The organism is Citrobacter sp. Cf088 (assembly GCF_030334295.1).
In the GTDB taxonomy this organism is placed as follows: domain Bacteria; phylum Pseudomonadota; class Gammaproteobacteria; order Enterobacterales; family Enterobacteriaceae; genus Citrobacter; species Citrobacter freundii.
Genome location: NZ_JAOWEE010000049.1, coordinates 37,886 through 50,762, shown reverse-complemented (window position 1 = coordinate 50,762; position 12,877 = coordinate 37,886). Strand labels below are relative to the sequence as shown.

12 protein-coding genes are annotated in these 12,877 nt (G+C 53.0%); 5 read left to right on the top strand and 7 right to left on the bottom strand.

Annotated features, from left to right (window positions below; all coding sequences use genetic code 11):
* Positions 1 to 62 precede the first annotated feature (62 nt).
* Both OGV71_RS11025 and arcA read left to right on the top strand, forming a co-directional pair.
* Positions 63 to 1,214, top strand: a complete 1,152-nt coding sequence (locus OGV71_RS11025; protein ID WP_001254932.1) for an IS30-like element IS30 family transposase — start codon at positions 63 to 65, stop codon at positions 1,212 to 1,214.
* 120 nt (positions 1,215 to 1,334) lie between these two features.
* Entirely contained in the window at positions 1,335 to 2,051 is a 717-nt protein-coding gene (gene arcA, locus OGV71_RS11020) for a two-component system response regulator ArcA (RefSeq protein WP_001194359.1), read from the top strand.
* Positions 2,052 to 2,111: 60 nt separating this feature from the next.
* Here arcA and creD read toward each other — a convergent pair whose 3' ends face one another.
* Genes creD through creA form a run of 4 tightly spaced genes read right to left on the bottom strand, consistent with a single transcriptional unit; the run spans position 2,112 to position 6,130 of the window.
* Entirely contained in the window at positions 2,112 to 3,473 is a 1,362-nt protein-coding gene (creD, locus tag OGV71_RS11015) for a cell envelope integrity protein CreD (protein ID WP_204584143.1), read from the bottom strand.
* 57 nt (positions 3,474 to 3,530) lie between these two features.
* Positions 3,531 to 4,955 carry a two-component system sensor histidine kinase CreC gene (gene creC / locus OGV71_RS11010; protein WP_204584145.1) on the bottom strand — a complete coding sequence of 475 codons (1,425 nt, stop codon included), beginning with the start codon at positions 4,953 to 4,955 and terminating at the stop codon, positions 3,531 to 3,533.
* Complete coding sequence (creB, locus tag OGV71_RS11005; protein WP_071685420.1) at positions 4,955 to 5,644, bottom strand: two-component system response regulator CreB; 690 nt, start codon at positions 5,642 to 5,644, stop codon at positions 4,955 to 4,957. Before creB ends, creC begins: the two co-directional genes overlap by 1 nt.
* 12 nt (positions 5,645 to 5,656) lie before the next feature.
* Positions 5,657 to 6,130 carry a protein CreA gene (gene creA / locus OGV71_RS11000; RefSeq protein ID WP_003018998.1) on the bottom strand — a complete coding sequence of 158 codons (474 nt, stop codon included), beginning with the start codon at positions 6,128 to 6,130 and terminating at the stop codon, positions 5,657 to 5,659.
* Between the two features lie 211 nt (positions 6,131 to 6,341).
* Between creA and robA the strand changes: the two genes are divergently transcribed.
* Entirely contained in the window at positions 6,342 to 7,211 is an 870-nt protein-coding gene (gene robA / locus OGV71_RS10995) for an MDR efflux pump AcrAB transcriptional activator RobA (RefSeq protein ID WP_003837295.1), read from the top strand.
* On the opposite strand, the gene gpmB is transcribed toward robA, so the two are convergent.
* Positions 7,208 to 7,855: a 2,3-diphosphoglycerate-dependent phosphoglycerate mutase GpmB gene (gene gpmB / locus OGV71_RS10990; protein WP_003019006.1), complete on the bottom strand. Its 648-nt coding sequence runs from the start codon at positions 7,853 to 7,855 to the stop codon at positions 7,208 to 7,210. The genes robA and gpmB overlap by 4 nt on opposite strands.
* 52 nt (positions 7,856 to 7,907) lie before the next feature.
* On the opposite strand from gpmB, the gene yjjX reads away from it, so the two are divergent.
* The gene (gene yjjX, locus OGV71_RS10985; protein ID WP_003019009.1) at positions 7,908 to 8,423 is read left to right on the top strand and encodes an inosine/xanthosine triphosphatase; all 516 of its coding nucleotides are present in this window, start codon (positions 7,908 to 7,910) and stop codon (positions 8,421 to 8,423) included.
* A gap of 55 nt (positions 8,424 to 8,478) precedes the next feature.
* Here the strand turns inward: yjjX and trpR are convergent, their stop codons facing one another.
* A complete protein-coding gene (trpR, locus tag OGV71_RS10980; RefSeq protein WP_003019012.1) occupies positions 8,479 to 8,805 on the bottom strand; it encodes a trp operon repressor in 327 nt (108 codons plus the stop codon).
* Positions 8,806 to 8,894: 89 nt separating this feature from the next.
* Positions 8,895 to 10,832 carry a murein transglycosylase gene (gene sltY / locus OGV71_RS10975; protein ID WP_204584147.1) on the bottom strand — a complete coding sequence of 646 codons (1,938 nt, stop codon included), beginning with the start codon at positions 10,830 to 10,832 and terminating at the stop codon, positions 8,895 to 8,897.
* Positions 10,833 to 11,163: 331 nt separating this feature from the next.
* On the opposite strand from sltY, the gene ettA reads away from it, so the two are divergent.
* The gene (gene ettA, locus OGV71_RS10970; RefSeq protein WP_204584149.1) at positions 11,164 to 12,831 is read left to right on the top strand and encodes an energy-dependent translational throttle protein EttA; all 1,668 of its coding nucleotides are present in this window, start codon (positions 11,164 to 11,166) and stop codon (positions 12,829 to 12,831) included.
* The last annotated feature ends 46 nt before the right edge of the window (positions 12,832 to 12,877 follow it).

Sequence of the window (12,877 nt, the reverse complement as noted above, 5' to 3'; positions counted from 1 at the left end):
TGTAGATTCAATTGGTCAACGCAACAGTTATGTGAAAACATGGGGTTGCGGAGGTTTTTTGAATGAGACGAACATTTACAGCAGAGGAAAAAGCCTCTGTTTTTGAACTATGGAAGAACGGAACAGGCTTCAGTGAAATAGCGAATATCCTGGGTTCAAAACCCGGAACGATCTTCACTATGTTAAGGGATACTGGCGGCATAAAACCCCATGAGCGTAAGCGGGCTGTAGCTCACCTGACACTGTCTGAGCGCGAGGAGATACGAGCTGGTTTGTCAGCCAAAATGAGCATTCGTGCGATAGCTACTGCGCTGAATCGCAGTCCTTCGACGATCTCACGTGAAGTTCAGCGTAATCGGGGCAGACGCTATTACAAAGCTGTTGATGCTAATAACCGAGCCAACAGAATGGCGAAAAGGCCAAAACCGTGCTTACTGGATCAAAATTTACCATTGCGAAAGCTTGTTCTGGAAAAGCTGGAGATGAAATGGTCTCCAGAGCAAATATCAGGATGGTTAAGGCGAACAAAACCACGTCAAAAAACGCTGCGAATATCACCTGAGACAATTTATAAAACGCTGTACTTTCGTAGCCGTGAAGCGCTACACCACCTGAATATACAGCATCTGCGACGGTCGCATAGCCTTCGCCATGGCAGGCGTCATACCCGCAAAGGCGAAAGAGGTACGATTAACATAGTGAACGGAACACCAATTCACGAACGTTCCCGAAATATCGATAACAGACGCTCTCTGGGGCATTGGGAGGGCGATTTAGTCTCAGGTACAAAAAACTCTCATATAGCCACACTTGTAGACCGAAAATCACGTTATACGATCATCCTTAGACTCAGGGGCAAAGATTCTGTCTCAGTAAATCAGGCTCTTACCGACAAATTCCTGAGTTTACCGTCAGAACTCAGAAAATCACTGACATGGGACAGAGGAATGGAACTGGCCAGACATCTAGAATTTACTGTCAGCACCGGCGTTAAAGTTTACTTCTGCGATCCTCAGAGTCCTTGGCAGCGGGGAACAAATGAGAACACAAATGGGCTAATTCGGCAGTACTTTCCTAAAAAGACATGTCTTGCCCAATATACTCAACATGAACTAGATCTGGTTGCTGCTCAGCTAAACAACAGACCGAGAAAGACACTGAAGTTCAAAACACCGAAAGAGATAATTGAAAGGGGTGTTGCATTGACAGATTGAATCTACAATTACGTACTTTAGTCATGTTACGCCGATCATGTTAATTTACGGCATGCATCAGGCAGGTCAGGGACTTTTGTACTTCCTGTTTCGATTTAGTTGGCAATTTAGGTAGCAAACATGCAGACCCCGCACATTCTTATCGTTGAAGACGAGTTAGTAACACGCAACACGTTGAAAAGCATTTTCGAAGCAGAAGGCTATGATGTATTCGAAGCGACAGATGGCGCGGAAATGCATCAGATTCTCTCTGAATATGACATCAACCTTGTGATTATGGATATCAATCTGCCTGGGAAAAATGGCCTCCTGTTAGCGCGCGAACTCCGCGAACAAGCTAACGTTGCGCTGATGTTCCTGACGGGCCGTGATAACGAAGTCGATAAAATTCTCGGCCTCGAAATCGGCGCAGACGATTACATCACCAAGCCGTTTAACCCGCGCGAACTGACTATCCGTGCTCGTAACCTGCTGTCGCGTACCATGAACCTGGGTACCGTCAGCGAAGAACGCCGTAGCGTCGAGAGCTACAAATTCAATGGCTGGGAGCTGGACATCAACAGCCGCTCTCTGATTGGTCCTGATGGCGAGCAGTATAAACTGCCACGCAGCGAATTCCGCGCCATGCTTCACTTCTGTGAGAATCCGGGCAAAATCCAGTCTCGCGCAGAACTGCTGAAAAAAATGACCGGTCGCGAACTGAAGCCGCATGACCGTACCGTTGACGTGACTATCCGCCGCATTCGTAAACATTTCGAATCAACGCCGGATACGCCAGAAATCATCGCCACCATTCACGGTGAAGGCTACCGTTTCTGCGGCGACCTGCAGGATTAATTCAATCCTCACAGGTAAAAAAACGGCGCAATATGCGCCGTTTTTCATTTCACCACAGCCCTATTTCCATAAGCGAAACTCGTCACTCTGCGCAGGCTGAGACTCCGAAATTTCTGTCGGCTTTGGTTTTGGCTGTGCCAGCGAGTGCCAGTCAAGATGACGCGTCAGGAACATCACGCCACACAACGCGACCAACAGCACGCCGGTTCCCAGCAGTAAAGAGCTGTCCTGTGAACGGAGCAACACCCACATCACACCGTCCAGCCCCAGCAGCGCTACGGTGAACAAAATACTCTTACGCCAACCCTGTAATATCGCCTGCAGATACACACCGTTCATCAACGCCCCCACCAGACTGGCCGTAATCCACGCGGCGGTAAAACCAATATGTTCTGACAACGCCAGCAGCAACAGATAAAACATCACCAGCGATAATCCCACCAGCAGGTACTGCATCGGGTGCAGTCGAAGGCTGGTCATGCTTTCAAGGACAAAGAAAGACATAAAGGTCAGCACAATTAGCAAAATGGCATATTTTGTCGCCCTGTCCGTCAGTTGGTATTGATCCGCAGGCGTGGCGACAGCGACGCTAAATGCAGGCATTCCCTCCCAGCCAATCTTTTCGCCATCAAAGCGTTCGCCGAGGTTATTGGCAAACCAACTGCTTTGCCACTGGGCATTGAATCCAGACTTACTGATTTCGCGCTTAGCCGGAAGAAAATCCCCAAGAAAGTTGGGATGCGACCAATTGCTGGTTAAGGTCATTTCACTGTTACGGCCAACCGGAACAACGGAGAAATCTCCTGTTCCGCTCAAATTCAGCAACAGCGTCATGCTCAGGTTTTGCTCCGCCCAGCTCGCGTCGTGTAACGGAATGTGAATCCCCTGCGCACGTCCATCCAGCCCCGTCCCCGGCTCAACCGCCAGCGACGTTCCATTGACCTGCGGCGCTTGCACCACACCAATCCCGCGCGCATCCCCCACGCCAACCACGATAAACGGTTTGCCGACGCTGACGTTGGGATGGTTTAAATCACGCAAACGTTCAGCGTTAAACTCGGCCTTCACCGAGAGGTCATTGTGCCAGACCTGGCCCTCATAAATACCGATTTTACGCGCTTCAACGTTCTGACTCCCCTCAACCAGCAACGACTCCGGCAGCCAGAAATGGATATAGCTTCGCTTACGCTGGATCTCTTTGCCATCCTCCAGCGAGGTATAAAGCTCTGTCACCGGAATGGCTATCAACGGGCCGACCATCTTTTGCGGTCCGCTGGTGCTCTGGCGGATTGCATCTTCAACGTCATTGCGATAATCCGATCGCTCTACGATTATCTGCCTGACCATTGTCAGGGGAATTAACAGCAGCAGCATGGCGCCACCCAGAGTGACGATTTTCCAGAACAGGGGTGATTTCAACATAGCGTTCTCCTTTGCAATATCAGCAAGGTAGAACAGCTATGTGCGGAGAATTTGAAGTTATGTGAAGTGACGGTGAAGCGTAAACGAAGCTTGTGCGCCGCCCTCTGGTCGGTTAGATAATGTCACCGCGCCTTCATGCAGTCGTGCAACTTCACTGACAAACGCCAGCCCCAAACCGCTGCTCTTGTGTCCATTCTCGCGGGGCAGCGAGTAGAAGCGCTCAAAAATACGTGGCAACGCAAAGTCAGGGATCCCGCTACCGCTGTCGGTAACCTGCAACGTGACCCGATCCTCGTGCTGATGTGCACTCAGCACAATCGTCCCGTCCAGTGGCGTAAAGTCGATAGCGTTGTCGAGTAAATTCCCCAATGCCTGCTCCAGTAACGCGGGATCGGCTGCGACGCTAAGCGATGAAGGCAAAATGGTCAGCGTGATATTTTTTGCCGCCAGCTGCACGCTACGCGCCTCTTTGAGCTGAGCAAACAGTACATCTACCGCCACTGGCGTCAACGTAATGTCCTGCCGATTCTCCAGTCGCGCCTGACGTAACAAGGTTTCAACCAGCGCCTGCATGCGCGCATTTTGCGTCAGAATATTATCGGTAAAGCGCGCTACCACGTTTGGCGGCGGACCTTCACGCAGTATCTCTGCCGCGCCACGAATGGCCGCCAGCGGGCTTTTCAGCTCATGCGTTAACGCGTAGACATACTGCTCAATGTAGTTCTTGCCTTCGAGCTTCAGACGCATACTTTCCAGCGCCTGCGCCAGTTTGCGTAACTCGCTACTGCCTAAATCAGGCAGTGGGACGGGGCGATTCTCAGTAACGGAGTCGGCATAACGCGCCAGCCGGGCAATGGAGCGGTTTATCCACCATACCATCCCGAAGCCAATCACCAGGGCAATACCCAGCAATACGGCGCTGGCCCACAGCATTCGCCGTTCACTGCGTTTAATCACCGGCGCCATCGCTGCATTTGGTTTGCCGACACTGAGCACACCGATAATACGACCACCGTCTACAATCGGCGCGGCAACGTACATCACCGAGCTTTCCGGATCATCCGGGTTTTGCGGCGTACTACGAGCGCCATACTGCCCACGTAACGTTAACCACACGTCGTTCCAGCGGGAGTAGTCCTGACCGACGGCCTGGTTAGCTGAATCAAACACCACCTTGCCCTGCGCGTCCGTCATGTAGACATGGTATTCATTACGTACTTTGTTAATGCCGCTGATATTGGCGCGGAATGGGCGGTTATGCAGTTGCGAAAAGGCCTGCGCCAGCTTGCCGTTGGCGGGGGTATCAGAGAGTAAGTCATCACGCGCCAGCACAGCCAGCAGCGTGGCGGTATCAATCAATGTGCCCTCAGTCGCTCGACGGACGCCTGGCTTAATTTCCTGCACAAAGATAGACAGAACGAACCAGGCAGCGACGGCAACAATCAGAAAATAGCCGAGCAGCAAACGCATGCCAATGCGCATCAGGCGCTCCTCAGGCTGTATCCCATACCGCGATGCGTATTGATGGGGGAAAGCTCGGGGTTGATGGCCCGCAGCTTGGCGCGCAGCGTTTTGATGTGGGTATCGACCGTTCTGTCAAAGGTATCCTGCGCATCGGCCCAGACTAAATCCATCAGTTGTTGGCGGGAGTAAATACGTCCCGGCGACATCAGGAATGTTTTAAGCAGCAGGAATTCATAGCGCGTCAGGTTCAACGGCATGCCGAACCAGGTAATCTGCGCGGCCAGCTCATTAAGTTCAAAATCCCCACAGCGCGTTGTCAATGAAGGCGTGGAGAATTTTTGCACCCGCCGCAGCAGCGTACGCACACGAGCGCACACTTCACGCGGCGAGAAAGGCTTGGCAACATAGTCATCCGCGCCAATTTCCAGCCCCAACAGGCGATCCACTTCATCGCTGCGTGCGGTCAGAAACAGGATCGGCAACGCCGGGTGGCGTTCAAGTAAACGTCGGCACAGTTCAAAACCGCTTATATCCGGTAGCCCGACATCCAGAATGATGGCATCAGGGCATTGCTGGCGAGATTTCTCCAACACGGGAAATCCGCGCTCAAACGCCTCTACGCTAAACCCCTCTTGCTGCAGCATGTAGATAAGCGTATCAGCGATTCCCTGCTCATCCTCAACCAACCAGATCAACGGCTGTTGCATTGTGCTTCCTTGTTATTGCCGCCACGGCATGATGGGTACCGCGCTAATGGCATTTTTGGGCGATCCATCGACGACTTTATCTGAATAAGCCAGATAGGCCAGCGCATTACGTTTCGCATCGTAAAAACGCACGACCTGTAAAGATTTAAACACCAGCGAGGTACGTTTTTTAAATACCACTTCGCCCTGAGCTTTACCGTTCTTGATTCTGTCGCTCAGTTCTACCGGCCCAACCTGCTGGCAGGAAATGGCGGCATCGGAGGTATCTTCCGCCAGCCCCAGACCACCTTTGATGCCGCCAGTCTTCGCCCGACTCACGTAGCAGGTCACGTTGGTAACATCCGGATCGTCAAACGCTTCGACCACAATTTTATGATCCGGGCCGAACATTTTGAACACCGTATCGACAGATCCAATCTGCTCCGCATGGGCAACCTGCGCCAACATCAGCAGAATTGAGGAAATGACTAAGCTCTTATATTTCATATTGTTACCATTTTTAAAAGTTACTCTGTGCAATTATTCGACATTCTAAGATAAAACGTATACAGATCACAGGATTACAATAATCACGCTTTCGTATGTCCGAAAAAAGCATTTATGAGCAAAAAAAACACTGAATGCTAAAACAGCAAAAAATGCTATTATCCTCATACCTGACGTCAGGTACTCGTTGTTGAAAGGATGAGGATATTTTATGGATCAGGCTGGCATTATTCGCGACCTATTAATCTGGCTGGAAGGTCATCTGGATCAGCCTTTGTCGCTTGACAATGTGGCGGCAAAAGCGGGCTATTCCAAGTGGCACCTGCAGAGAATGTTTAAGGACGTGACGGGCCATGCTATTGGCGCCTATATCCGCGCCCGTCGTTTATCGAAATCTGCAGTGGCACTACGCCTGACTGCGCGCCCAATTTTGGATATTGCGCTGCAATATCGCTTCGACTCTCAACAAACCTTTACTCGCGCGTTCAAGAAACAGTTTTCCCAAACGCCTGCGCTGTATCGTCGCTCCCCGGAATGGAGTGCGTTTGGTATTCGCCCGCCAATGCGCCTGGGTGAATTTGCGATGCCTGCGCACGAGTTTGTCACCCTGGAAGATACGCAACTACTCGGCACCACGCAAAGCTATTCCTGCTCGCTGGAACAGATTTCAGATTTTCGTCATGAAATGCGTATTCAGTTCTGGCGCGACTTCCTCAGTCAGGCTCCTGCGATCCCGCCAGTGCTGTACGGGCTTAACGAAACGCGTCCGAGCATTGAAAAAGATGACGAGCAGGAAGTGTTTTACACCACTGCACTGACGCCGGAACAGGCCAATGGCTATGTGCCGTCGGCGCAGCCTATCCTGTTACAGGGTGGCGAGTACGTGATGTTTACCTACGAAGGGCTGGGAACCGGCGTGCAAGAGTTTATCCTGACGGTTTACGGCACATGCATGCCAATGCTGAACCTGACGCGCCGTAAAGGACAGGATATCGAGCGATATTACCCGGCAGAAGATGCCAAAGCGGGAGATCGCCCGATCAACCTGCGCTGCGAATTCCTGATTCCGATTCGCCGCTAGCGCTGTAGCTCATCCAACGCAGGGGCGTCCAGATGTGAGATGTCCCCTGCCGTTTCAACGACCCATCCCGGCGCCAGCCATAAGCTTTCCTGGTAATCAACGCGAGAAATAGAACAGTTGCGCAGACGCAAGCGACGTTCAGCCCATGCCGGTAATCCAAGAATTGTACTCACCAGGCAACCCAGCGCGATACCGTGACTGACCAGCAGCGGACGACTTCCCGGCGGCAATTCCAGACAGGATGCCAGCGCTGCGTTGACGCGATCGCTCAATTCCTGCATCGATTCCCCTTCCGGGATACGACCATCCACCGTACCGTTCACCAACTGGCGACGCCAGCCCTCTTCCTCCGGCGTCAGCGTATCGATGTGACGTTTTTCCAGCACACCCATATTTAGCTCGCGCAGACGGGAGTCATAGGTGATATCACAGCCACAGGCCTGGGCGATGATTTCTGCGGTGCGTCGTGTACGACCAAGATCGCTACTGATGACATGCGTAATACCAAACGAGCGAGCACGTTCACCCACCTGCATGGCTTGCTGTTCACCTTTAGCGGTTAGTGGGCTGTCTGACTGGCCTTGAATACGTCGCTCGGCGTTCCACTGCGTTTCGCCATGGCGAACAAGGTATACCTGTAACATGCTTTTTTTCCGTTATACTGCGATGCGATGAATTTTCAAACTGAGCTTAATTATGCACAAGGTTATCTCTGCGACCACCAATCCTGCCAAAATTCAGGCAATTCTGCGGGCATTTGAAGAGATTTTCGGGGAAGGATCCTGCCATATTGAACCCGTCGCCGTCGAGAGTGGCGTGCCGGAACAACCTTTCGGAAACCAGGAAACGCGCACTGGCGCACGAAATCGCGTTGATAACGCTCGCCGCCAGCACCCACAGGCTGATTTCTGGGTCGCCATTGAAGCAGGAATTGACGACGATGCCACCTTCAGTTGGGTAGTAATTGATAACGGCATCCAGCGCGGTGAAGCCCGTTCAGCCACGCTGCCATTGCCTACTGTCATTCTCGACAGAGTCCGCAAAGGTGAAGCACTCGGCCCGGTGATGTCGGACTATACAGGTATTGATGAGATTGGCCGTAAAGAGGGCGCAATCGGCGTCTTTACCGCGGGTAAGCTGACGCGTTCGAGCGTCTACCACCAGGCGGTGATTCTGGCGCTCAGCCCGTTTCATAACGCGGTGTATTTATAGCATTGTGCCGGATGTTCAATCGTAGGCCGGATAAGGCAAAGCCACATCCGGCGGATCAATTTTTCCCGAGCAACACCTGTTCCAGCCACTGACGCAGATCCACCGGTGCGGATTTGAGGCTGTTCGACCCTCGCGTAATAGTAGCAATCCCAGCCCCGAGCTCGTTTTTAAGCTCACGCTGGCTCATCTCACCGCGCAGCAGCTCTTCAATGATACGCACACGCGTGCCCAACGCTTCACGCTCATCCGGCGTTAACATCAAATTGAGCAGTGGCAGGTGTAAATCTTGTTCGTAGGCGTGTTTAAGCAGATCGACAAAACGTAACCACTCCTGGTGACGTTGTTCTGCCATCGCTGCTGAATAGGGTGATTGCTGAGTCATATGATATCGCCATCGTTGCGGGGGAAGCGTGCTTGCCTCCCCCTTTTGTACTCTTTAACGAGTACGATAGCATAACACAATCGACACGATCAGTAACGACGTTGCCATTCTGCGTCGCTCATCAACTCCGGTTTATCGCCGAGGAAATAGCGATAGTACGCATCGTAAGCCAGCACGTTCTTCACATAACCACGCGTCTCTGAGAATGGAATGCTCTCGACAAACGCGACGGCATCAATGCGGCCAGCGCTATTGCCAAGCCAGGTGCGAACGCGTCCCGGACCGGCGTTATAGGCTGCTGACGCAAAGATGCGGTTATTGCCAAATTGCTGATACACGTACTGCAAATAGCTGGTTCCGATGTTGATGTTGGTATCAGGATCCAATAGCTGGCTCGGACTGCTGTAACCTGGAATCGAGAACATTTTCACCGTATGCGTCGCCGTACCCGGCATAATCTGCATCAGCCCGCTTGCGCCAACCGGTGATTTCACTTTCGGGTTCCAGGCGCTTTCCTGACGCGCTATCGCCATCGCATAGCTTGGCTGAATATCCTTGCCGCTGGTGTAACGGGTAAAAAGATCTTTATAGGCCAACGGGAATCGCTCTTCCAGATGATCCCACAACTTTCCGGCGATCGTCGCCTGAACGCTTAGATCCCACCAGTGATTGTTGAACGCGTAACGCGCCAACTGAGCCTGCTCGGACTTGGTACGGCTGGTGACCAGATTCGTCCATTCACTGCGCGCGGTATTATCCATGTTCCAGTACATTAGCTCGCGGACGCGTGCCATTTCCGGGCCCTGAGTCAGCGCAGAATCAACGTTCGCTGGTGCTTTATCCACTTTCAGCTCGTACTCTTCGCCCAGGCGCTGTGCCGCCACCATCGGATAGAAACCGCGCTGCTGCATGAGTTGGTGCAGGATCTCTTTGGCTTCCGCATCGCGTCCGCGCTCCAGCAGCAGATCCGCTTGCCAGTAGCGCCACTCATCTTTTTCTTTGGCTTCCATTGGCAGACGCGCCAGCCAGGTATTCAGGCCACGACGATCGCCGGTTCCCAGCGCCATGCGCACCCGGCGCTCCACAAGCGAGGTGGAGTTGGAGCGCATAATCGCATCATCACGCCATTTGGCCTGCTCGTCGGTAACGTCATTGCCCATCAGACGCCAGGCGACAATGTCGCGCAGCTCCTGGGTTTGCTCGTCATTAAGCTGTTGCGCCTGCACCAGGGAAGGGATCATCAGGCGGGCATTCTCCACATCCTGACGCGCCACGCTGGCAAAGGCGACCGCCGCCATCTGTCGGGTGAAATCCGTTGCGCCGGTGGTGCGAGCAAAGGTCATTACCGAATTCGGATCGTTGGCCAGCGCGATGATCGCTGAAGCAATGGTTTGGTATTGCGCGGGCATCTGTCCGGCCAACGCCGTGACCAGTCCGGTATTCCCGGCTTTCATCGCCAGACGAATACGTTCCAGATACGCCAGCGGATCCTGAGTGCCTGAGGCACGCCATACGCCGAATAATTTGTCACAGGCGTTCGGCTGACTTTTTCCGCTCAGCCACAGTTCTTTCGCCCCCTGCCAGGCTTCTTCAGTTTGTCCGGTACTCCATTTCGCGAAGTAATAGTTACATTGCGCTTCGGTGGTGCCCGGTTTTTCCGGACTGAACGCCAGCAGCCCACGCCAGTCTTCGCGGCGCGCCAGTTCATTCACGAAACGAGATTGCAGAGTACGCGCCGGGGGCAGCGTCGGGTTGGCGCGCACAAAATTGGTGACGGTAATGGTGGGCTGATTCATCAGATCGTCAGTGATCTGGCGATATTCCAGATAAGGATACAGAGGGTAGTTCTTCAGGCCAGGCATCATCTGCTCTACGACATCCATCTGTCGGTTATCCCAGGCCTGCTTAATTTGCGCATAGCGATTGCGCTGCTCATCCAGGGAATCCGCTCGCGCTACTTGACTGACCGTCAGCAGACATACGCTGGCAGCCAGCAGGCGCCAGGTAAATTGTTTGGCTTTGTCCACAAGCTCTTCCTCTTCTCATGTTACGTCTGTGCAGCATCATGCCGCTTAATTCATTCATGCTAACCAGACATTGCAGAATGCGCCACGTCACGGACACTTTTTTACTTTTGTTGCGAGTGGGATCTGCTGGCTGGGATTGGACAATGAAAAAGGCTACACTTCGCCTTTGATAACTATTTACCAATAATTAGCCCTAAATAATTCAAGTTGCAGCAAGGCGGCGAGGAAGTGAATCCCCTGAGCGTACAAAAGTACGTGACTGGGGTGAACGACACGGCCAACGCATCTGCGGCTTGAAGTATGACGGGATAAACATAGAGGCGAGTCCAACGTGGCCCAATTCGTTTATACCATGCATCGTGTCGGTAAGGTCGTTCCGCCGAAACGTCATATTCTTAAAAACATCTCACTGAGCTTCTTCCCTGGCGCCAAAATCGGTGTTCTCGGTCTGAACGGTGCGGGTAAATCTACCCTGCTGCGCATCATGGCCGGTATTGATACTGATATCGAAGGTGAAGCTCGCCCACAGCCTGGCATTAAAATCGGTTACCTGCCACAGGAACCAAAACTGAACCCGGAACATACCGTTCGTGAATCCGTGGAAGAAGCGGTTGCCGAAGTGGTTAACGCGCTGAAAGGTCTGGATGAAGTGTACGCCAAGTACGCCGAACCGGACGCTGACTTCGATAAGCTGGCCGCACAGCAAGGTAAGTTTGAAGAGATTATCCAGGCGCACGACGGCCACAACCTGAACGTGCAGCTGGAACGTGCTGCGGATGCACTGCGTCTGCCAGACTGGGATGCGAAAATCGCGAACCTGTCCGGTGGTGAACGCCGCCGCGTGGCGCTGTGCCGCCTGCTGCTGGAAAAACCAGACATGCTCCTGCTCGACGAACCCACTAACCACCTGGATGCAGAATCCGTGGCATGGCTGGAACGCTTCCTGCACGACTTCGAAGGCACCGTTGTGGCGATTACCCACGACCGTTACTTCCTCGACAACGTTGCCGGCTGGATCCTGGAGCTGGACCGTGGTGAAGGTATTCCGTGGGAAGGTAACTACTCTTCCTGGCTGGAGCAGAAAGATCAGCGTCTGGCCCAGGAAGCCTCTCAGGAAGCGGCTCGCCGTAAATCCATTGAGAAAGAGCTGGAGTGGGTTCGTCAGGGCGCGAAAGGCCGTCAGTCTAAGGGCAAAGCCCGTCTGGCACGCTTTGAAGAGCTGAACAACACTGAATACCAGAAACGTAACGAAACCAACGAATTGTTTATCCCACCTGGAGCACGTCTGGGCGATAAAGTTGTTGAAGTCACCAATCTGCGTAAATCCTACGGGGATCGCGTGCTGATTGACGACCTGAGCTTCTCGGTACCGAAAGGCGCTATCGTCGGCATCATCGGTCCGAACGGTGCGGGTAAATCAACCCTGTTCCGTATGATGTCCGGCCAGGAACAGCCTGACAGCGGTACCATCACGCTGGGTGAAACCGTCAAACTGGCCTCCGTTGACCAGTTCCGTGACGCCATGGACAACAGCAAAACCGTGTGGGAAGAAGTGTCCGGCGGGCTGGATATCATGAAGATCGGCAACACCGAAATGCCAAGCCGTGCCTATGTGGGCCGCTTCAACTTCAAAGGTGTGGATCAGGGTAAACGTGTCGGCGAGCTGTCCGGCGGTGAGCGTGGTCGTCTGCACCTGGCGAAGCTACTGCAAGTTGGCGGCAACATGCTGCTGCTCGATGAACCAACCAACGACCTGGATATCGAAACCCTGCGCGCGCTGGAAAACGCCCTGCTGGAGTTCCCGGGCTGCGCGATGGTTATCTCGCACGACCGTTGGTTCCTTGACCGTATCGCGACCCACATTCTGGATTACCAGGATGAGGGTAAGGTTGAGTTCTTCGAAGGTAACTTTACCGAATACGAAGAGTACAAGAAACGCACGCTGGGCGCCGATGCGCTGGAGCCGAAGCGTATTAAGTACAAGCGTATTTCTAAGTAATTAGCGTTAAGCGCCGGATGGCGGCGTCATGCCACATCCGGCCTAC